The following is a 21,967-nucleotide window of genomic DNA, read 5'->3' as shown; positions in this document are numbered from 1 at the left end:
GGGCCAGGTGTACATCGAGGGTAGCGGCCTGGCCTATGGCTATGTCGGCCGTGCCGCCGCCACCGCCGAGCGCTTCGTGCCCAATCCGTTCGGTGCTGCGGGCAGCCGTCTGTATGCCAGCGGCGATTTAGGTCGGCACGACATCCATGGCCGGTTGCTGTTCCTGGGCCGCAGTGATCGGCAGATCAAGCTCAACGGCCACCGCATCGAACTGGGCGAGATCGAGAAAGCCTTGTCTGGGTGTGCAGGCGTCCGCAATGCAGCGGTCGGCGTGCAGCGCGGCGGGGACGGTGGCGACGCCCTGTATGCCTGCGTTGCCACCGATGCCGGCCTCACCGGAGCGGAGATGCGGGCCCAGTTGCGCGCCCGGTTGCCGGCTTATCTGGTCCCTGCGCGGATCTGGATCACCGCAGCCCTCCCATTGACCGTGTCCGGCAAGGTGGATCACGCGGCAATTCTGTCTGGATTGTCCGAGGAGGCACATGCAGCTGCCCACCGCCCACCCCGGACGGGGCTCGAACAGGTGGTTGCGGCGCTGTGGGAAGAGCAGTTCGGCTACGCGCAGGTGGGACTGGACGACGACTTCTTCGCAATTGGCGGCCATTCGATCGCGGCGATCCGCTTCATTGCCCGCTTCAACACGATCTTCCGCACGGAACTGGGCCTAGTGGTGGTGCTGGATGCCCCGCGACTGCAGGACTTCTGTGTAGCCGCCAGTGCGCTTGTACACGATTCCGAGTCGCTGGAGCGGGATGCGCAATTGCTAGTGAAGCTCAATACGGAGTAGCTCCGCACTCCGATGCCGGCCATCGAAGCGGAAGCAGCAGGTAACACACTGTCAACCATCGAAGTCAACGAGGCAACCGCAATGGAACGACCGCTCTACCTGAAGGACAACGTGATGATGGAACCGCTGTTCAACGGCTGGTACGTATGGCCGCTGCTGATCCAGCCGATCACTGCCTCGATGATCGTGACCAATCTGCATATGCGGATCATGGACTCCTACCTAAAGGCGCCGGACTTGCATGCGGCGGCGGCAAAGAATCCTGCCATGCGCGGTGGACCGTTCATGGATTACGAAGGGCCGCTAGAGGTGGTGCACCAGCTGATTGCCGACACCCGCCGCCGCATGGGTTTCGCCAGCGAGATCACCGACGCGGTCAAGGCGTTGGACGAGATGCTGCAGTCAGAGGCGCAGGGGTCGTCGCTGGAGGAGCTGTATCCGCGGGTTCCCGATGTGCTCAAGGGCTATGTCGAGCTGGGCTACGACCTGCACCACAATCCCTCCTTCCGCATGCTGGAAGGCGTGGCGTATCGCAGCAAGTACTACCGCGAGGATCTGCAGGGACTCTCTCTATCGCTGCTGGAAGGGGATCACCGTCCGTTTGTGCTGAGTACGCCGCGATTTAGCACGGACGAAAACATCATGGTCGATCTTCCCTATCGTTCCAGAGACATCGACCGCCTGTTTGCCATGCGCGACCACGGCGACTCCGAGGCGTTCGTTCGCCAGTTTGCAGAGTCGTACATCGTCGATCCGGCCAAGCGCGAGATGTTCTATGGCTACTTCACCGATACCGCACCGGTGCGCAATGCCGACCGCAACTTCGCTGGTTCCGGCGTGCGTATTCGTTACTTCGGGCACGCCACGGTGCTGGTGGAAAGTGCCAATGTGACCATCATGACCGATCCGGTCATCAGCTACGCACTGGAAGGCGGCGTTCAGCGCTTTTCTTATGCCGACTTGCCGGACCGTATTGACTACGTCCTGCTGACGCACGCGCACCAGGATCATGTGATGTTCGAAACGCTGCTGCAGATTCGTCATCGGATCGGCACCGTCGTGGTTCCGAAGAATGGTGGCGGCACGCTGCAGGATCCGTCGCTTAAGCTGATGCTCAAGACGGTGGGGTTCGAGAACGTGCTGGAGATCGACGAGCTGGAATCGGTCTCGGTCGCCGGTGGCGAGATTATGGGGCTACCGTTCTTCGGCGAGCATGGCGACCTGCACATCCGCAGCAAGCAGGCGTTCTACGTCAGCCTAGAGGGAAGCACCATGCTGTTCGCCGCCGATTCCAACAACCTGGAGCCGCGGCTGTACGAGCACTTGCGAGACATCGTTGGCAACATCCAGCACATCTTCATCGGCATGGAGTGCGAGGGCGCGCCTATGTCGTGGCTGTACGGTCCGCTGTTCACCCGCAAAGTCGACCGCAAGTTGGACCAGGCACGGCGTCTGAATGGGTCCAACTACGAGCGAGCGCTGGATATCGTGCAGAGCTTCTCGCCGGAGTCGGTGTACGTCTACGCGATGGGCAAGGAGCCCTGGCTGACCTATATCTCCAGCATCAGCTACACCGAGGACTCGCTACCCATCGTGGAGTCCAACAAGCTCCTTGCCGCCTGTGCCGACCATGCCATCCGGCACGAGCGCCTGTTCGGCGAAAAGACCATCCAGCTCGCCTGATACTCGCCTCATTCCGGGAGATACGCCTTGAAGGCTCTAGTCGTGGACAACCTCAGAAAATCCTATTCCAGTGAAGCGGGAGTCAAGCACGCACTGGACGACTTCTCGTTCCATATCGACCGGGGCGAGGTGCTGGCATTGCTGGGCCGCAACGGTGCGGGAAAGACAACCGCGATCAAGGTAATCGCCGGGCTGATCGTGCCCGACGCCGGCACCGTGCGCTTCGGCGAGGACGACGGCGCTCGGCGTGGCGCCCGGCTGGGCGCCGTGTTGGAAGGCGGCAAGAACCTGTACCAGCGCCTCAATGCGCTGGACAACCTTGAGTACTTCGGGGCATTGCGCGGTCTTGGCCTGCGTGAGGCACGCCACAAGGGCGCGGCGCTGGTGGAGCGGTTCGGGCTGGGCGAGGTGGCCCGTACCCCGATCCGCATGCTGTCGCGCGGCATGCAGCAGAAGATCGCCATCGCGGTAGCCCTCGTGCACGGCCCGAGCCTGCTGATTCTGGACGAGCCCACGCTGGGCGTGGACTACGAAGGCACCCAGATCCTGCTGCAGCTGATTCGCGATCTGCGCGCCGAAGGGGTGGCCGTGCTGCTGACCACCCATCAACTGGAGGTGGCCGAGCAGATTTCCGACCGCATCGCGATTATCCACGACGGTCGCAAGGTGGCAGACGCACTGACTGACGCCATCAAGGCGGAGTTCGCCGGCGAAACTTACCAGATCGAGTTTCAAGGCCCGCTGCAAACCGAAACGCTCGCTGCCCTTCAGGCGCTCAACGTGGAGATCGTAGACCAGCTGATGTTCTTCGCCGGCGAGCCGACCCATGCATACGAGGTGCTGGCAGCACTGAGTCCCACACCCATCCTGCGCCTGGTCCGCGGCGACTTTGGCCTGGATGCGGCGTACCGGATGTATACCCGGCAACTTCCTTCCCCACAGTCCGCCCGGGAGACCGTGCAATGATGACGCTGCTGCTGGCCGAAACGCGACGTTCCTGGAAGTTGTTCCTGCGTTATCCCGCGGAGGCGGTCGCGGTGTTCGCGATCCTCGCCCTGATGTTCGCCGGCCTGTACCTGGGGGCGCGCTTTCTGGCGGGTGGCCAGGACTTCGGCACCCGCATCGATTCGATCGTGGCCGGCTACATCGCCTGGATGCTGGTACTGGGCATCTTCAGCGGCGTTGCCGGTGAAATCGAGCAGGAGGCCAAGATTGGAACGCTGGAACAGGTGGTGCTGTCCGATCGCTCCTTTCTGGCGGTGACCGTGCTGCGCGTGCTCGCCAACTTGTCGATCAATGTGCTTATCACCTTGGCCGTGCTGGTCTGCATCCTTCTGCTGACTCGCTCCAGCTTCCACATCACTCCGGCGGTATTGCCCTCAGTAGGGTTGCTGGTGCTTGGTACGACCGGGCTTGGCCTGATGATGGGCGCGTTGGCCCTGCTGATGAAGAAAGCCACGGCACTGATCGGGCTCAGCCAGTTCATGCTGCTTTTCTTGGTCTTCTTCCAGAAGCGAGACGGTACCCAGCAGGCGCTGCAGTGGCTGGATTTTGCGCCGCTGTCCTCGGCCGCTTCGCTGATGCGCCAGGTCCTTGCCACCGGCTACCAGCCGACGGCGGTTGACCACCTGACCCCGGCGGTGAACGCGGTGGTGTATCTGTCCATCGGGTGCGTGCTGTTCCAGATGGCCCTCCGCAAGGCCAAGCGCAACGGAACCCTTGGACACTATTGATGATCACGGACACCAAGGCATCGCGTGAGAATGTCGCCACCCGGGCTGTGGCACCGCATGGCCCACCGGTCGCGTTACCTGCATGGTCGCTGCAGGAGCGCGCGGTAATCGCCGCGCATCGGGTCGGGCAACGCGCAGTGGTACCTGCAGCCCTGGTGGTGACGCGCGTACTCGACACAGTCGCTGCGCAAGGGGCGCCCTGCCAGCTCGGCGGTCTGCTCTTCCACACTGTGCTGGCAGCCGAGGATGCGCTGCAGTGCTCCGCTCTCCCGACCGGGGACGATACGGCTCTCGGCGTCAGGGTCTCGCGTCTGCATGACGACGGCGATGCCACGCTGGCGGTCGAATTGCTGGCGCGGCCCCTTGCGGTAGGCGGCGCGCCGTGCACCGACACGGCGGCGTTGCCGGAGCACGGCGACCGGCTGGACGTCGGCAGCTTCTACCGCAGCCTGGCGGATGCAGGAAATACCTTTCTCCCCGCCTTGCGTCTGCTCGCGGGCCTGCACCGGCAAGGGCATCGGATACGGGTCGAGATCGCCGGGCAGGACGCGCCGGCTGCGGCCTGCCTGGATGCATGCTTGCACGCGCTGCTGGCCTTGCCCGATCACCCGCCGACATGTGGGCATTTGATCCAGTCGATCGATCGCATCGATGTGTGGGGACCCCTGAATGGACAACTGTTCGCCACCGGCTGGCTGCGCAATGCGCATGCGCGGGGTTTCGTTGCCGATCTCCAGGTCTGCAACGGTCGCGGCCAGGTGGTGGCGGAGATCGTCGGCGTCGCATATGCGCAGTTGGCCCGGAACCGTCCGACGCTGTCTGTGGCCGGCAACATCAGCCTGGAGCCGTTCCAGGAGGCATTCGACTCTCTTGCCGAGGGCGCGGGCCTATGCGTGCGTGCGGCCGACTTCGACCAAGTACACCAGACCCTGCTCGATCCGACCGGCGTGGCCGACGCGCCGGAATGCAGCGAACTGTTGCTGCTGGTGGACCTCTCGCAGTGGGATGCACCTGGGTTGCTTGCGCAAGGTGCCGCGTGGCACCAGGCGCAGGCGGCCGGCGCTAAGGTGTCGCTGCTGCCCAACCAGTTGCAGGTACTCGGACTGAATAGATACGAGACCGACTACCTGTACGAAGAGATATTCGACGACCGCAGCTACCTGCGCGACAACATCGTCCTCGACGACGACGATGTTGTGCTGGACATCGGCGCAAACATCGGGTTGTTCTCGCTGCACGTGCTGGATCTCAACCCCAGCGTGCGGATACTTGCCTTCGAGCCTTCGCCGGTGACCGCGGTGGTGGCGCGCGCCAATCTGGAGGGGCGGGGCCGGGCGACGGTCTACCAGCAGGGCGTAGCGGAAGCGTCAGGCAGTGCGGTATTTACTCACTATGCGACTTCCACCGTGTTCTCCGGCTTTCACGTTGACCCCCAGGAAGACCGGCGTGCGATCAAGCAGGTGATCGAGAATCGGCTAAGTGATGCGCAGGTGGATGGCCAGCACGACAGCTACGTCGAAGACCTGGTAGCGCATCGGCTGGAAGGGCATCAGGTCGAGGTCGCGCTGACCTCGGTATCCGACGTGATCGATCAGCACGGCCTGGCGTCGGTCGGGCTATTGAAGGTGGACGCCGAGAAGAGCGAGGATGCGATCCTGCGCGGTATACGTACAGAGCACTGGCCGCGTATCCGTCAGCTGATGCTTGAAGTGCATGACCAGGACGGCGTGCGTACCGCACGAATCGTCCGTTTCCTGGAATCGATGGGTTACACGGTAGTCCTGCGCGAGGAGGAGAAGCTCCGCCAGTCCGGCTTGGTTGCGCTCAGCGCCACTCGCATCCCCATGCGCGCGATGCCATCGATCGGTCGCAACGCTCGCGCACTGCAGTCGCGCTGCAGCGAACTGCTGGCGTCGCTGCAAGCGTTTCGTGCGCGCAGCGGCAAGCCGGTGACCATCGTTCTGGCGACCAGTCATCCGGCCAGCGCTGCTTCTCCGCACATGCGTCGCCAGTATCGGCACGTGGCGGCCGGCTTGCGGCGCGCGGTCGCCGCGCTTCCGGGCGTTTCGGTGGTAGCTCAGCGCGAGGTGCTGCGCCGCTACGCGGTGTCGCCGGTCGAGGCGGTCTCCGCTCAGGTCGAGGATGCCGGCGTGCCGTTTCCGATGGAGTGGTATGCCGCAACCGCGATGTGGGCGTTGCGTGCTCATGCGCAGCGTCAACGCGGGCTGAAGAAGGTGCTGGTGGTGGACTGCGACAACACGCTTTGGCAGGGCCTGTGCGCCGAAGACGGGCCCCGTGGGGTCGTCATTACGACGGCATTGCGGCGTTGGCAGGCTTTTTTGCGGGCGCAACGCCACGCTGGCGTGTTGCTGTGCCTGTGCAGCCACAACGTCGCCGAGGACGTCTGGGCAGTGTTCGCACAGCATCCGGACATGCTGCTGCGCGCCGAAGACATTGCACTGGCCAAGATCGGGTGGGCACCCAAGTCCACGCTGATTGCCGAGATCGCTGCCGACCTCGACTTGGCCATCGACAGCCTGGTGTTTGTGGATGACAACCCGGCCGAATGCTTGCAGGTTGGTAGCGCGCATCCCGGGGTTTCCTGCCTGGTGTTCCCCCAGTTGCCCACGCAGATCGATGCATTCTGGCAACACACATGGGAGCTGGATCTGTTGCGGCGCTCGCCCGGCGGCACCGATCGTGTCCAGCTGTATCAGCAAGAAGGCCAGCGCAAGGCTTTCCGTCGCGCTCACGACGGACTGAAAGCTTTTGTCGACGGCCTGCAGTTGGTCGTCGAATTAGAAGCTCTCGGCCCCGAGCATGGTCCGCGCGTGACCGAACTCGCGCAACGAACCAACCAGTTCAATCTGCATGCGCGTCTGCGCAGCGCCGACATGGTGAACGCCTACTTGCACCAACCCGAGGTTCGCGGTTGGATCGTGCGGGCACGCGATCGCTTCGGCGACTATGGTCTCGTGGGGGCCTGCTACGGAGAGTTTGCCGCGGACGCCTTCCGCATGGAGAACATCCTGCTCAGTTGCCGGGTACTCGGCCGGGGCGTGGAGCAGCGTTTGGGTCAATTGCTCGCGACGGCGCTGGAGGAACAGGGCGTACGGCACGGCCAGCTCCAGGCGCTGTGCACCGCACGCAATGTGCCGGCTACGAACTTCTTCCGCGCAGTGACTGGCCAGGACGCCGCGGTAGGGGCTGCGGCGTTTACGACGACCGCGATGCGTGAAATACCGTTAATGGCAGTCGCCCCTGACTCACTTACGGCCGTCGGCAAGCCAGCTCCGGCAGCAGGTGACCCTGCCCCCGGCAACGAAGTGCAGTGGGATACGCGCTGGGAACGATGGATCTTCGACGTGTCCCACAGTGCCGTGAGTATTGCCGACGCCATCTGGGGCGCGCGCGGCCAAGGGGAGGAGGCGGACGCCGCTAGCACTACCGAAGCCGAACACGTGGCATACAGCCTCTGGCGCGACGTGCTGGGGACCGGTCCGCTCCATCGCGACGACGACTTCTTCGTCGCAGGCGGAACCTCGATGCAACTGGTCAGGCTGGTCAGTGCGGTCAACCGTCATTTCGGCATCGCGCTTCGTCTGTCCGACCTATACGGAAATGCCAGCCTTGCGGTACTGGGCACTTTGATCGATGAGCGGCTGGGACGCCCTTCGCAGCCGGTGGCTGCCGGGAATGCCTCCGCACTCGCGTTGGCGCCCACCCAGGAGGGGCTGTGGTTCATCCATACGCTCAACCCCGCCTCGCCGGCCTACCTTGCCGCAGTGGCGGCATGCGTGTCGGCTCCCGTGCAGGCGGCTGCGCTGCAGCTCAGATTGCGACGCCTGCTGCAGACCGATCCGGTGCTTGCTGGCCGCTATCGCCTGGATGGAGCGCGGACGGTGGTAGGGATCGACCCAGGCGCGACGTTGCCCGTGGTTGAGGTCGACGCCGCGGATTGGACGCTGGCTCGACTCGTCGAGCACGCAAGCGACGCATCACGCCAACCGATCGACTTGCAGCAAGGGCCCTTGCTGCGTACATACCTGTATCGCTGGACAGGGGCGCGAACGGTCCTGTTGCTGGTCTCGCACCATCTTGTCGTTGATCTGCGATCGCTGGAACTGCTGCTGGCCCGTCTGCTGGACGACGCCCGGGAGTCGCACGGTGCCGCGGATCGTGACGACTTCATGGGGTTCGCCGCCGCACATCGCCGCGCGTTGGAAAGTGATGTAGGGGACGCGCTGCGCCGCGAGTGGGCCCGACGCCTGGCCGATCCACCCCCGCCGTTGTTGGAGCGAGTGACGAACGAGACCACATACAGCGCTGCCGGATTCGCGGTGGCCACGGCTAGTATTGGTTCGACCACGCTTCAGCGCCTGGCAGACGGTTCGGGTGCACTGAAGAGCAGTACGTTTCTTGTCCTGTTCAGTGCCTTCGTACGTCACTGTAGCGAGTTCTTCGCACGGAAGGAGTTCATGGTCGGAACTCCGGTATCGCTGCGCGAGGATGAGCGTTATGCCGAAGCGATCGGCAATTTTGTCACCACGCTGCCCATTCGGGCGCGGGTGCCGGATGGTGACTTCTCCATACTGCATGCGGCGGTACGCGAGGCATTCATCGACGCGCTGTCAGGTAAAGCGCTGCCGCTGCATCGGATCAGCCAGGGCGTGGCCGCCGGGCGCCGGCGGGTAGCGATGGTGCAAGTGCTGTTTTCTTACCATGCAGACGAAACGGGCATCCCCATCCAGCAGTTCTGTGACCACGGGCAGCTCTCTGTGCCGTTCCGTCTCGGGGAACTGCCCTGCCAGATTCTGGGTTTGCACCAGCAAATGGAGCAGGTTGAACTGGCGCTCGAAACCTTTGCCTGCGACAGGGGCCTGGGACTGAATCTCAAGTACAGCCTGGCCTACCTGGGCAAGGAGCGAGCGCAACAGTTTCTGCAGACGTTTGTCACTTTGCTGGAGAAGATTGCATCCGAGCGTATGCAATGTTGATCGAGTGGTTGCATGAGCAAGCCTTCCCGCGATGTGGCACAACTGCTTTTGGAAGCCAATTTTCTAGCAATGCTCGCATCTGTTCTACGCTCCGGGATGCTTTATTCCCGCGAATAGTGGGTCAGCGTCAACTGAGGATCCAGATCCAGCCGCGCGCAGCCGATCTCGCGCACTTGCGCGCCGAGAAACCGCGCGCGTGTCTCGGTGCGCAAGTGCGCGGGCGCTGTTGCATAACATCCGCAGCGCATGCGCGGGCAGCGGGGAAGTCCAGGTAGCAGCCGACCGTGCCGGACGCGGCCTCGACCAGACTTTCCTTGCCGAGAACAGTGCGGTTGGCAGCATACCGGTCGCGGAGCTCAGCGAAACAGCTTCCCCATCGGTCGCAACCTGGAGTGCTGCATCGCGCGTGCGACGGACGCGAGCAGCCGCTTCAGGTCAATGCCGAGCCAGTGATGCGGCCATAGGCGCGAACAGGTCTACAGCCAAGATGTTGCAAATGCATTGGGGACGTGCGCGCACACTTGCGCTGGCCTGGCTGCAAGGTCTTAGCCCACGGCAGTGCCCAGCGCAGGCCGTCGCGTGGATGACCGCGCGTGAAGATCGTGATTTCGTCGGCTAAGGCGCGGGTGGTCTGCGGTTCAGCCGGCAATGCCGCAAGGCCGGCATCGGCGCGGCAACGGTGCCCTTGGTGCGCATCCTCCGCGTCAGGCAGAGCTCGACTTGCTTGTAATGCGCAGCCTTGCAGTGTAGGCCTTGCAGTGCCATACTTCCCGGCTCACTGCCCGGTTCCGGGCGGGAATCCTTGCTCCACCGGCCGCCTTGCGCGGGTCACCGGGGAGCTGTCCGGCCCACGTGGCCACATCCGAAAGGTAATACAACATGAGTCGTCATTACGAAGTCGTGTTCCTGGTCCACCCGGATCAGAGCGAGCAGGTCCCGGCCATGATCGAGCGCTACAAGTCGCTGATCGAGGGCGGTAACGGCACCATCCACCGTCTGGAGGACTGGGGCCGTCGTCAGCTGGCCTACCCGATCCAGAACCTGGTGAAGGCGCACTACGTGCTGCTCAACATCGAAGTCGACCAGGCCGTGCTGAGCGAGCTGGTGGAAAGCTTCCGCTTCAACGATGCGGTGCTGCGTCACCTGGTCGTCAAGCGCGACGGCCCGGACACCGAGCAGTCGCTGATCATGAAGAGCAAGGACGAGAAGGGCGACAAGCCCGAGCGTAGCGAGCGTCGTCGTCGTGATGACGATGAGGGCGATGCTGCACCTGCCGCCACCGATACCGACGGCGACAACGCCGAAGCCGCTTAAGGAGCGCTGTCATGTCCAAGTTCTTCCGTCGTCGCAAGTTCTGCAAGTTCACCGCCGAGGGCGTCAAGGAGATCGATTACAAGGATCTCAACACCCTGCGCCAGTACCTCACCGAGAACGGCAAGATCGTTCCGAGCCGCGTGACCGGCACCAAGTCCAAGTACCAGCGTCAGCTGGCCACGGCCGTCAAGCGCTCGCGTTTCCTGGCGCTGATCCCGTACACGGACAATCACGACGTTTAATCCGAGTCCCTCGGAATAGCCCGCACGGTTGTATGTGAGTCCCTCAGTTGTATGTGGGTCCCTCACAAGAGCCCGCACATCCATGTGCGGGTTACTAAAAATATAGAGGCCGGTCATTCGAGATGCGGTGTTGATCGTGCTGTTGCGATTCCCAAATCCCGATTCCCGAATCCCGTCTTTTCGGACAGCAAACGTTGCGTCGGCCAAAGCGCCGGCGCTAACGAATAACGGAGCACCACCATGGATCTGATTCTTCTGCAGAAAGTGACCAACCTCGGCGGCCTGGGCGACAAGGTCAGCGTCAAGCCGGGTTACGGCCGCAACTTCCTCGTGCCGCAGGGCAAGGCCGTACCGGCCACCGCTGCCAACGTCGAAGCGTTTGAAGCCAAGCGTGCCGATTACGAAGCCAAGGCCAACACCATCCTGGCCGATGCCCAGAGCCGCGCCGGCAAGTTCGAAGGCGCCAGCGTCACCATCGGTGCGCATGCGTCGACCGAAGGCAAGCTGTACGGCTCGGTCGGTCCGCGCGACATCGCCGAGGCGTTCACCGCCGCCGGCCTGCCGCTGGAAAAGAGCGAAGTGATCCTGGGCGAAGGCGCATTCCGCAATGTCGGCGAGTACGACGTTGTGCTGCACCTGCACGCCGACGTGGAAACCTCGGTCAAGGTCATCGTCGAATCCGACGCCTGATCCACGCTGCACGCTGTACCCGAAGGGCGCCTGGTTGGGCGCCCTTCGTCTTTGTGCGGCCGCGCCAACGATGGCAGGCCCGCTATACTCGTGTTCCATTGCCGGTTCCACGGCCTGCAGATCTTGTGGATCAAGGGCTTAGGTGTCGGCTTCACAGGAAAAAGCGCCTGCCGGCCTCGCCCGTGCGGTGCCCGGAACCTTCAGCCCCATGCGCCTGTCCACGATCAAACTGTCCGGTTTCAAGTCGTTCGTCGACCCGACCACGTTGCACCTGCCCACCAACATGACCGGCATCGTCGGACCCAATGGCTGCGGCAAGTCCAACATCATCGACGCGGTGCGCTGGGTGATGGGCGAAAGTTCGGCCAGCCGCCTGCGTGGCGACTCGCTGACCGACGTGATCTTCTCCGGCTCCTCGGCGCGCAAGCCGGTGTCGCAGGCGACGGTGGAGCTGATCTTCGACAATTCCGATCACACCATCAGCGGCGAGTTCGCCTCGTTCAACGAGATCTCGGTCAAGCGCCTGGTCAGCCGCGACGGCAACAGCGCCTACTACCTCAACGGCACCAAGTGCCGGCGCCGCGACATCACCGACCTGTTCCTGGGCACCGGTCTTGGCCCGCGCAGCTACTCGATCATCGAGCAGGGCATGATCAGCCAGATCATCGAGGCGCGCCCGGAAGACCTGCGCGTGTACCTGGAAGAAGCCGCCGGCATTTCCAAGTACAAGGAGCGCCGCAAGGAAACCGAAACACGCATCCGGCATACCCGCGAGAATCTCGATCGCCTGGGCGACCTGCGCGAAGAGATCACCAAGCAGCTGGCGCATCTGCAGCGCCAGGCGCGCCAGGCCGAGCAGTATCAGGCCTTGCAGGAAGAGCGCCGGATCAAGGACGCCGAGTGGAAGGCGTTGGAATACCGCGGGCTGGATGGGCGGCTGCAGGGCCTGCGCGAGAAATTGAACCAGGAAGAGACCCGGCTGCAGCAGCTGATCGCCGAACAGCGCGATGCCGAGGCGCGGATCGAAACCGGGCGCGCGCGTCGCGAGGAAGCCGCCGAAGCGGTGGCCAAGGCGCAGGCCGATGTCTATCAGGTCGGTGGTGCGTTGGCGCGCATCGAGCAGCAGATCCAGCACCAGCGCGAGCTCTCGCATCGCCTGCACAAGGCGCGCGACGAGGCGCAGAGCCAACTGCAGGAACTGACCCAGCACATCAGCGGCGACTCGGCCAGGCTGGCGGTGTTGCGCGAGGCGGTGGACGCTGCCGAACCGCAGCTGGAACAGCTGCGCGAAGACCACGAATTCCGCCAGGAGTCGCTACGCGAGGCCGAGGCGCGCCTGGCCGACTGGCAGCAGCGTTGGGAAACCCATAACCGCGACACCGGCGAAGCCTCGCGTGCCGGCGAGGTGGAGCGCACGCGTGTGGATTATCTCGATCGCCAGTCGCTGGAGGCCGAACGCCGCCGCGAAGCGCTGGTCAACGAGCGCGCCGGGCTGGATCTGGACGCGTTGGCCGAGGCGTTCGAGCAGATCGAGCTGCGCCACGAAACCCAGAAGACTTCGCTGGACGGGCTGACCGAGCAGGTCGAAGCGCGCAAGCACGCGCTTGGCGGGCTGCAGGAACAACAGCGCGCCAGCCAGGGCGAGCTGGCCGAGGTGCGCAAGCAGGCGCAGGCCGCGCGTGGCCGGCTGTCGTCGCTGGAAACCTTGCAGCAGGCCGCACTCGGCCAGGAGCAGGGCGCGGCGGTGGCGTGGCTGACCTCGCGCGGGCTGGATTCTGCCGCGCGTGTGGGCGAGCGGATCACGGTCGAAAGCGGCTGGGAAAACGCGGTCGAAGGCGCCTTGGGGCAGTTGATCGAAGGCGTGCTGGTGGAGGTGCCCGAACAACTGGTCGATGCGCTGGGCGAATTGGGTGATGGCCGCATCGCGCTGGTGTCCAGTGCCGACGACAACGCGACATTTGCGCCGACCTCGCTGGCGGCCAAGGTGCAGGGGCCGATCGCGATCCGTCGCCTGCTCGCGCGCCTGCACGCGGCCGAGGATCTGGACGCGGCACGTACGCTGCAGCGCAGCCTGCCCGAGGGCGATTCGGTCATCACCCGCAGCGGCGAGCGGCTGGGCGAGGGCTGGGTGCGGGTATCGCGTTCCGGCGCCGCCAAGCAGGGCGCCTTGCTGCGCGAGCGCGAGATCCAGGAACTGCGCGCGCAGATCGAAACGCTGCAGGAGCGCGAAGCCGAGCTTGAACAGCGCCTGGGCAGCTTCCGCGAGCAGCTGCTGGCGGCCGAACAGCAGCGCGAAGATGCGCAGCGCCAGTTGTACATGGCGCATCGCAGCGTGTCCGAACTGGCCGGCCAGCTGCAGAGCCAGCAGGGCAAGGTCGATGCCGCGCGCACGCGCATCGAACGCATCGAAAACGAATTGTCGCAGCTGCTGGAAACGCTGGACACCAGCCGCGAGCAGGCACGCGAGGCACGCGCCAAGCTCGAAGACGCGGTGACCCTGATGGGCGATCTGCAAGGGACCCGCGAGGCGCTGGAGAACGAACGCCGCCAGCTCACCGATGCGCGCGACCAGGCCCGCGATGCCGCACGTGGCGTGCGCGATGCGATGCACGCATTGGCGCTCACGCTGGAATCGCAACGCACCCAGATCACCTCGCTGAGCCAGACGCTGGAGCGCATGGACAGCCAGCGCGGCCAGCTCGATACGCGCCTGGAGGACCTGGTCGCCCAGCTCAGCGACGGCGACTCGCCGGTGGAAACGCTGGAGCACGAGCACCAGGCCGCGTTGAGCGAGCGTGTGCGCACCGAGCGTGTGCTGAGCGAAGCGCGCACCATGCTCGAGAGCATCGATGGCGAGCTGCGCAGCTATGAGCAGACCCGCCAGCAGCGCGACGAACAGGCGCTGGCCCAGCGCGAGCGCATCTCGCAGCGCAAGCTCGATCAACAGGCGCTGGTGCTCAGCGCAGAGCAACTGGAGGCCGCCGTGGTGAAAGCCGGCTTCGTGCTCGAGGACGTGGTCAATGGATTGCCGGAAGCAGCGAACGTGGCCGAGTGGGAAGCGGCAGTCGGCCAGATCGACGGGCGCATGCGGCGGTTGGAGCCGGTCAACCTGGCCGCGATCCAGGAGTACGGCGAGGCTGCGCAGCGTTCGGAATATCTGGACGCACAGAACCTGGATCTCAACACCGCACTGGAGACGCTGGAAGAGGCGATCCGCAAGATCGACCGCGAAACCCGCGGCCGTTTCAAGGACACCTTCGACCGGGTCAATTCCGGCGTCCAGGCACTGTATCCGCGCCTGTTCGGCGGTGGCCACGCCTATCTGGAACTCACCGGCGAAGACCTGCTCGACACCGGCGTGACCATCATGGCGCGCCCACCGGGCAAGCGCGTGTCCAGCATCTCGCTGCTGTCCGGTGGCGAGAAGGCGATGACCGCGGTGGCGCTGGTGTTTGCGATCTTCCAGCTCAATCCGGCGCCGTTCTGCCTGCTCGACGAGGTGGACGCACCGCTGGACGAAGCCAATGTCGGCCGGCTGGCCAACATGGTGCGGGAAATGAGCGAGAAGGTGCAGTTCCTGTTCGTCAGTCACAACAAGGCAACGATGGAGGCGGCGCGTCAGCTCTCGGGCGTGACCATGCGCGAGCCGGGCGTCAGCCGCCTGGTCAGCGTGGACCTGGAAGAGGCCGCACGTTTGGCGGGTGCGGCATGACGTGCCATGCTTGTTGGAATATCGACACCTGTCACTCTTATGCGGAGGCACGCTGAATGTCCGACATGGCCATGATCCGGATCGGGATCCTGATCGCTGGACTGCTGCTGGTCGCGGCCATCTTCCTGTTTGGTCGCCCGAAAAAATCGCCGCAAGGCCGCCGGGTCGACAAGGACGACGGGCAGCCGCGCGAGCGCCGCGAACCGGTCATTTCCGGCGAGCCCGGCGTGGAGGGCGACCCGTTCGCGCGCAGTGAAGGCGCCGAGCAAAGCGAACTGAACCTGGACGATGCCGATGCGACCGGCGGCAACGATGTCGGCAAGCGTCCGAACCAGGACTTCGACAAGATCGTGTCGCTGTTCGTTGCCGCCAAGGCCGGCCAGGTCCTGCGCGGCGAAGACATTGTCGTCGCTGCCGAGAAGACCGGGCTGGTGTTCGGGCACATGAATGTGTTCCACCGCCTGGTGGAAGGGCATCCGGAGCGCGGGCCGATCTTCAGCATGGCCAGCATCCTCAAGCCCGGCAGTTTCGACATGGCCAACATCCGCGAGATGCAGACCCCGGCGATTGCGTTCTTCCTCACCTTGCCGGCGCCGATGACCGCGCTGGATGCCTGGGAAAAGATGCTGCCGACCGTGCAGCGCATGGCCGAACTGCTCGACGGCGTGGTGCTGGACGACAGCCGCAATGCGCTGGGCCGTCAACGGGTGGCGCATATCCGCGACGAGCTGCGCGCCTACGACCGCCAGCACCAGGCCCCGCCGCTGACCAAGTCGCCGCGCTGGTGAGTTCCCTCTCCCGCAGGAGAGGGCATCAAAGCCCCTCTCCTGTGGAAGAGTAGGTGGGGTGAGGGCACGGGGCGAAGCCCTGGGGTAGTTGGACGGCACGCGGCTTCGCTTGCATCCTCATCCGCCCCTTCGGGGCACCTTCTCCCGATGGGAGAGGGGATGACCACCCAGCGCAGTGCGCTCAGCGCTTCGCCTTGGCAAAGGCCTCGCGAAACCGCAGCATCTCCGCCTCGGTGCCGACGCTCACGCGCACGCGCTTGGGCCAGATCGGCCAGCTGCGGCCGACGATGACGCCTTGTTTCTGCATGGAATCGGCGAACACGCCGGCATCGCGCTTGACGTCGAGCAGGAAGCAGTTGGCCTGCGTGGGCAGGCAGGTGTAGCCCTTGGTCTTGAGCCAGGCGATGGTGTCGTCGCGCACGCGGGCGTTTTCCGCGCGACGGGTCTGCACCAGTTGCGGGTCGCGCAGGCTGGCGATGCCGGCGGCCATTGCCGGAACCGACAACGGGTTGCTGCCCAGGCTGGCGAGTTTGGTCTGCAGCCCCGGCGGCGCCAGCGCGGCGCCCAGGCGCAGGCCGGCCATGCCGTAGAGCTTGGAGAAGCTGCGCAGCACGATCAGGTCCTGGCGCTGACGCACCAGGTCGGCCACGGACGGCTCGTTGCTGTAGTGGATATACGCTTCGTCGACCACCAGCACGGCGCTGGCCGGCTTGTTGGCCAGCAGCCACTCGATGTCGGCGCGCGGGGTGATGGCGCCGCTGGCGTTGCCGGGATTGCACAGGTAGATCAGGCCAGCAGTCGGGTCGGCCTTGGCCATTGCCTTGACGTCGTGGGCGCCGTCGGCCCGTAACGGCACCTTGCGTACCGGCACGCCGCGGGCATTCGCGCTGTCGACGATCGGATCGAAGCTCGGGTCGGCCACCACCAGCCCGGCACGCGCCGAGGTGAACAGGCTGCCGGCACGATTCAGCGCATCCCTGGACCCGGGAAAGAACGCCAGATGGTCGCCGGGCAGCTGCAGCTCGCCGGTCATCAGATTGCGCAGGTCCTGCTCCATCTCGACCTGATAGCGGCCCGCGCGTGCCAGCGAGCGGGTTGCGGCATCCAGTGCGGCCGGTGCGGGGCCAAGCGGATGCTCGTTGAGGTTGAGAAACACCGCGCCCGCTGCCGGCGCCACGCCGGGCTTGGCCGGCGCAGCCGCGCGTTTGCGGGCTGCCTCGGCCGCAGGGGGCAGCCCCAGTGCGGAAACTGCCACGCCAACGCTGGCGAGGCTGAGAAACGAACGGCGCGAGACAGGCAACGACACGGGTAAGCTCCAGGCGAGCAGGCAAAGAGGGCGCCACGCTAGCGGGTTTGCGCCTGTCTGCCTATCGGGAAAATCGTTGCAGGGCTCGCTGTCGCACGGTTTGCCAGCTGCCGGGTCGCACTTGCACCCCGGCATGGCCCGTTAGAATGGGCGGCCCAGAGCCAGCCCAGCGATCGCATGACTGTCAGCCCGGACCCCGCGCAGCGTATCGACGCCCTGCGTCATCGTATCGAGGACGCCAACTACCGCTATCACGTGCTCGACGAGCCGCAGATGGCCGACGTCGACTACGACCGCCTGATGCGTGAACTGGAGGCATTGGAGGCTGCGCATCCGGAGCTGGCCAGCGCCGATTCGCCGACCCAGCGCGTCGGCCACCTGGCCGCCTCGCGCTTTGCCGAAGTGCGGCATGCCCTGCCGATGCTGTCGTTGGGCAATGCCTTCAGCGACGAGGAAGTGACCGAGTTCGTGCGGCGCATCGGCGAGCGCCTGGAGGTGAAACAGCCGCTGTTCTCGGCCGAGCCCAAGCTCGATGGCCTGGCGATCAGCCTGCGCTACGAAAACGGCGAGTTCGTGCAGGGCGCAACGCGCGGCGACGGCGCCACCGGTGAGGATGTCAGTGCCAATCTGCGTACCGTCAAGGCGATTCCGCTGCGCCTGCGTGGCGCAGGCTGGCCGCAGGTACTGGAGGTGCGCGGCGAGGTGTACATGCCGCGCGCCGCCTTCGAGACCTACAACGCGCAGATGCGCCTGCACGGTGGCAAGGTGCTGGCCAATCCGCGCAATGGCGCCGCCGGTTCGCTGCGCCAGCTAGATGCGCGCATCACGGCGCAGCGTCCGCTGAGTTTCTTTGCCTACGGCGTGGGCGAAGTGAGCGAAGGTGCGTTGCCGCAGACGCATTCGGCAATCCTGGCGCAGTTGCGCACGTGGGGTTTTCCGGTCAGCGCCCTGGTCGAGGTGGTGCAGGGCAGCGACGGCCTGCTGGCGTACTACCAGCGCATCGGTAAAGCGCGCGATGGCTTGCCCTTCGACATCGATGGCGTGGTGTACAAGCTCGACGATCTGGCCGGCCAGCGCGAGATGGGCTTTGTCGCGCGCGCGCCACGCTGGGCGATTGCGCACAAGTTCCCGGCGCAGGAGCAGTCCACCACGGTGGAGGCGATCGAGATCCAGATCGGCCGCACCGGTGCGGCCACGCCGGTGGCGCGGCTGAAGCCGGTGCACGTGGCCGGGGTGATCGTGACCAATGCCACCTTGCACAACGCCGACCAGATCGCGCGGCTGGATGTGCGGGTGGGCGATACCGTGATCGTGCGGCGTGCCGGCGATGTGATTCCGGAGGTGGCCGGCGTGGTCGCCGAGCAACGGCCGCCGGGCACCCAGCCATGGCAGATGCCCACGCGATGCCCGGTGTGCGGGTCGGAGATCGTGCGCGAGGAGGGCGAGGCGGTGTGGCGCTGCTCCGGTGAGCTGACCTGCCCGGCGCAGCGCAAGGAAGCGTTCCGGCATTTCGTCTCGCGCCGCGCGATGGATGTCGATGGCCTGGGCGAGAAATTCATCGAGGTACTGGTCGATAGCGGTGTGGTGCAGGGCGTGGCCGACCTGTATCTGCTCACCGTGGACCAGCTGCTGCAACTGCGCCTGATCAGCACCGCCGAGAGCCCGCATGCGTTCCTGCGTGAGGCGCGCGAGCATCTGGCCAGCGGTGCGTATGGCCAGCTGGAAACCACCGTGGTCGGCATCGGTGTGGACCTGGCCGGTGAGCGCGAGGTGCCGCACACCTGGCAGGCCGATCTGTTGCGCGCCGGGCTGCCGGCGTTCGACTGGAATCGCAAGAAGATCGCCACCAAGTGGGCGGAAAACCTGATCGCGGCGATCGCGCAATCGCGCGATACCACGTTGGAGCGTTTCCTGTTCGCGCTGGGTATCGAGCATGTCGGCGAAAGCACCGCCAAGGCCTTGTCGGCGTGGTTCGGCGACCTGGAACTGATCCGCCATCTGCCGTGGCCGCTGTTCAAGCGCGTGCCGGACATCGGTGGCGAGGTGGCGCGTTCGCTCGGGCACTTCCTCGACCAGCCCGGCAATCAGCAGGCCATCGACGACCTGCTGCAGCGTGGCGTGCGCATCGGCGATGCGCATCCGCCATCGCCCAAGCTGCGCGAGGCGCTGAGCTTTGCCAGCGTGCTGGAAGACATGGACATTCCCAAGGTGACGCCGGTGCGTGCGCAGCAACTGGCTGCCGCGGTGGCTTCGTTCGATGCGCTGCGCAGCGCCGGGTCCGATGCCTTGTTGCAGGCTGGCGTTCCCGCGCCGGTGGTGGCGTCGCTGCTGCAATGGCTGGAGCGGCCGGAAAACGCGGCCCTGGCCAGCGCCGCGCAACAGGCGATGGAAACGGTGCTGTCGCGTCTGCCCGCAGCCGATGCGCTGCAAACGGGCCCGCTCGACGGCCAGACCGTGGTGATCACCGGCACCCTGGCTGCGCTCACCCGCGATGCGGCCAAGCAACGGCTGGAGGCGCTGGGCGCCAAGGTCGCCGGCAGCGTCTCCAAGAAAACCGCGTTTCTGGTGGCCGGCGAAGAGGCCGGGTCCAAGCTCGACAAGGCGCAGTCGCTGGGTGTGGAGATCTGGGATGAGGCGCGCTTGCTGGCCTTCCTCGGCGAGCACGGCCAGCAGCCATGAATGCAGCGCAGGTCGACCTGGCCGCGCTGCGGTTACGCGCGCGGCTCAATGCGCTGATCCGCGATTTCTTCGCCGAGCGCGACGTGCTGGAAGTGGAGACGCCGGTGCTGTCGGAGGCCGGCAACACCGAGCCGAATATCGACAGTTTCAGCACGCGCTTCAGCGGCCATGTCGATGCCGGCGCGCCAGTGCGTTGGTTGCGCACCTCGCCGGAATATCCGCTCAAGCGGCTGCTGGCCGCCGGGGTGGGCGATTGCTACGAGCTGGGGCGGGTGTTTCGTAATGGCGAGGCCGGCGGCCGCCACAATCCCGAGTTCAGCATGCTCGAGTGGTACCGGGTGGGCTGGGACGATCGCGCGCTGGCGCAGGAAACCATCGCGCTGGTGCGCCGCGCGCTTGCGCTGGTCGGGCGCCAGGCGCAGGTGCAGGTACTGAGCTATCGCGCGCTGTTCGTGCAGGCACTGGGCATCGACCCGTTGCGCGACCCGATCGAAACGCTGCGCGCACCGCTGCACGATGTGGCGATCGATCCGGAGGGCCTGACCCGCGACGATTGGCTGGATCTGCTGATGACCCATCGGCTCCAGCCGGGCTTTGCCAGCGACACGCTGACCGTGGTGCACGACTGGCCGGCCAGCCAATGCGCATTGGCGCGCATCCGCCACGACGACCCGCCGGTGGCCGAACGCTTCGAGCTGTATCTGGGTGCCTACGAGGTGGCCAACGGGTACCACGAGCTCAACGATGCGCACGAGCAGCGTGCGCGTTTCATGCGCGACAACGCGGTGCGTGCGGCGCGCGGATTGCCGCAGCTGCCGGTGGATGAGCGGCTGCTGGCAGTGCTGTCGCAACTGCCCGATTGCGCCGGGGTGGCGGTCGGCGTGGACCGGCTGTTGATGGCCATGCGCAGCACCACGCAGATTGCCGATGTGCTGGCCTTCGCGTTCGCCCGCGCCTGACCCCGGCAAGGCCCGCACCGGCCACTGCGTGGCATCGTCGCGCACGGTGCGCCCCGCTGCCATCCCGCTGTCATGTCCCCCGTATTGCTATCTTCACATCGATGATGCTCTCATCGTGGCGTCCACGGGGGGCGCGGCGCAGAGTGTGTTTGGGTGAGGATTGTCGGCATGAAGTGGCTGATCAGCTTATGCGGTTTGTGGTGCGTGCCGCTGCTGATGCTCGCCGATGCGCGCGCGGTCGATCGCGTCTCCGGCGTGGTGCGCTGCGAGTCCAAGGACATGGCACGCGTGCATTGCGCGATGGATACCGAACATGGCGTGCAACTGGTGCGCCAGCTGTCCGAAACCAGTTGCATCCGCGGCAGCGAGTGGGATGTCGAACGCGATGGCGTGTGGGTCGAACAGGGGTGCCGTGCGGAGTTTGCCAGCGCGCGCGCGTCGCATGCCCCGCAGATGCGCCGCGTGGTGCGCTGCGATTCCAACGGCGGCAAGGTGGTCTGCCCGGTGGTGCTGCGTGGTGCGCCGGTGCGCTTGCTGCGCCAGCGCTCTGTCTGGCCGTGCAAGGAAGGCCGCAGCTGGGGCGCGCGCCGTAACGAAATCTGGGTCTCGCGCGGCTGCGATGGCGAATTCGAAGTCGCTGCCGAGGACGGTTCCGGCTTCGTGGCAGTGCCGCGCATGGTGACCTGCGAATCGAAAAAAGGTGCACGTCGCACCTGCGGCGTCTCGGTGGAGCGCCGGGTGCGTGTGGGCCGGCAGCTCTCCAAAAAGGAATGCGTGGAAGGCCAGACCTGGGGCTGGAGCCGCGACGGCGTCTGGGTCAACGATGGCTGCCGCGCCGAGTTCATCGTCGACTGAGAGAATTGATCAACAACTCAAGCCCTCGGTTGTCTTGAGAGGTGATTGCGCGGGTTGCGGATTTACCGGCTGTAGCGCGGACGATCTGCGGCTTGGCCGCAGGACTCTTGCCCGCCCACCATCGCAGGACACGCCGCAAGTACGTCCGTGTGGGCGCACGCGGCATCCATGCCGCTTAAGGTCCCGCGACGGTGAGCGGGCAAGGACCGGTCGAGAGGGGCG

The 21,967-nt window shown here is 65.3% G+C and carries 14 protein-coding genes; 13 read left to right on the top strand and 1 reads right to left on the bottom strand.

What is annotated here, in order from left to right; all coding sequences use genetic code 11:
• The 10 genes from EO141_RS19355 to zipA form a co-directional block, all read left to right on the top strand.
• Positions 1 to 787 (top strand): phosphopantetheine-binding protein (locus tag EO141_RS19355; protein WP_164739327.1); only part of this gene is annotated, 787 nt, incomplete at its 5' end.
• A 12-nt stretch (positions 788 to 799) separates the two neighbouring features.
• A complete protein-coding gene (locus tag EO141_RS19350; protein ID WP_206514825.1) occupies positions 800 to 2,470 on the top strand; it encodes an MBL fold metallo-hydrolase in 1,671 nt (556 codons plus the stop codon).
• A 27-nt stretch (positions 2,471 to 2,497) separates the two neighbouring features.
• The gene (locus EO141_RS19345; RefSeq protein ID WP_127170000.1) at positions 2,498 to 3,436 is read left to right on the top strand and encodes an ABC transporter ATP-binding protein; all 939 of its coding nucleotides are present in this window, start codon (positions 2,498 to 2,500) and stop codon (positions 3,434 to 3,436) included.
• Positions 3,433 to 4,203, top strand: coding sequence for an ABC transporter permease (locus tag EO141_RS19340; protein WP_127169999.1), 771 nt, complete (start codon positions 3,433 to 3,435; stop codon positions 4,201 to 4,203). The genes EO141_RS19345 and EO141_RS19340 overlap by 4 nt, the downstream gene beginning before the upstream one ends.
• A complete protein-coding gene (locus EO141_RS19335; RefSeq protein WP_127169998.1) occupies positions 4,203 to 9,200 on the top strand; it encodes an FkbM family methyltransferase in 4,998 nt (1,665 codons plus the stop codon). Before EO141_RS19340 ends, EO141_RS19335 begins: the two co-directional genes overlap by 1 nt.
• A gap of 879 nt (positions 9,201 to 10,079) precedes the next feature.
• Positions 10,080 to 10,514 carry a 30S ribosomal protein S6 gene (gene rpsF, locus EO141_RS19330; protein WP_006451585.1) on the top strand — a complete coding sequence of 145 codons (435 nt, stop codon included), beginning with the start codon at positions 10,080 to 10,082 and terminating at the stop codon, positions 10,512 to 10,514.
• An 11-nt stretch (positions 10,515 to 10,525) separates the two neighbouring features.
• Positions 10,526 to 10,756, top strand: coding sequence for a 30S ribosomal protein S18 (gene rpsR, locus EO141_RS19325; RefSeq protein ID WP_005991243.1), 231 nt, complete (start codon positions 10,526 to 10,528; stop codon positions 10,754 to 10,756).
• A gap of 240 nt (positions 10,757 to 10,996) precedes the next feature.
• Positions 10,997 to 11,446 (top strand): 50S ribosomal protein L9, encoded by a 450-nt coding sequence (rplI, locus tag EO141_RS19320; protein WP_016904199.1) that lies wholly within the window; start codon positions 10,997 to 10,999, stop codon positions 11,444 to 11,446.
• A 208-nt stretch (positions 11,447 to 11,654) separates the two neighbouring features.
• Positions 11,655 to 15,158, top strand: a complete 3,504-nt coding sequence (gene smc / locus EO141_RS19315; protein WP_127169997.1) for a chromosome segregation protein SMC — start codon at positions 11,655 to 11,657, stop codon at positions 15,156 to 15,158.
• A 56-nt stretch (positions 15,159 to 15,214) separates the two neighbouring features.
• The gene (zipA, locus tag EO141_RS19310) at positions 15,215 to 15,946 is read left to right on the top strand and encodes a cell division protein ZipA (protein ID WP_127169996.1); all 732 of its coding nucleotides are present in this window, start codon (positions 15,215 to 15,217) and stop codon (positions 15,944 to 15,946) included.
• A gap of 181 nt (positions 15,947 to 16,127) precedes the next feature.
• On the opposite strand, the gene EO141_RS19305 is transcribed toward zipA, so the two are convergent.
• Positions 16,128 to 17,252, bottom strand: a complete 1,125-nt coding sequence (locus tag EO141_RS19305; RefSeq protein ID WP_119129116.1) for a pyridoxal phosphate-dependent aminotransferase — start codon at positions 17,250 to 17,252, stop codon at positions 16,128 to 16,130.
• A 177-nt stretch (positions 17,253 to 17,429) separates the two neighbouring features.
• Here EO141_RS19305 and ligA point away from each other — a divergent pair, with 177 nt between their 5' ends.
• The 3 genes from ligA (at position 17,430) to EO141_RS19290 (ending at position 21,745) form a co-directional block, all read left to right on the top strand.
• Complete coding sequence (ligA, locus tag EO141_RS19300) at positions 17,430 to 19,931, top strand: NAD-dependent DNA ligase LigA (RefSeq protein ID WP_127169995.1); 2,502 nt, start codon at positions 17,430 to 17,432, stop codon at positions 19,929 to 19,931.
• Positions 19,928 to 20,890 (top strand): EF-P lysine aminoacylase EpmA, encoded by a 963-nt coding sequence (gene epmA / locus EO141_RS19295; protein WP_127169994.1) that lies wholly within the window; start codon positions 19,928 to 19,930, stop codon positions 20,888 to 20,890. The genes ligA and epmA overlap by 4 nt, the downstream gene beginning before the upstream one ends.
• Positions 20,891 to 21,058: 168 nt before the next feature.
• Complete coding sequence (locus tag EO141_RS19290) at positions 21,059 to 21,745, top strand: DUF3011 domain-containing protein (RefSeq protein ID WP_104582813.1); 687 nt, start codon at positions 21,059 to 21,061, stop codon at positions 21,743 to 21,745.
• Positions 21,746 to 21,967: the final 222 nt, after the last annotated feature.

This window comes from Xanthomonas sp. BRIP62415 (assembly GCF_003993515.1).
GTDB classification, from domain to species: Bacteria; Pseudomonadota; Gammaproteobacteria; order Xanthomonadales; family Xanthomonadaceae; genus Xanthomonas; species Xanthomonas euroxanthea.
This window is presented reverse-complemented; position numbering and strand designations above follow the sequence as displayed.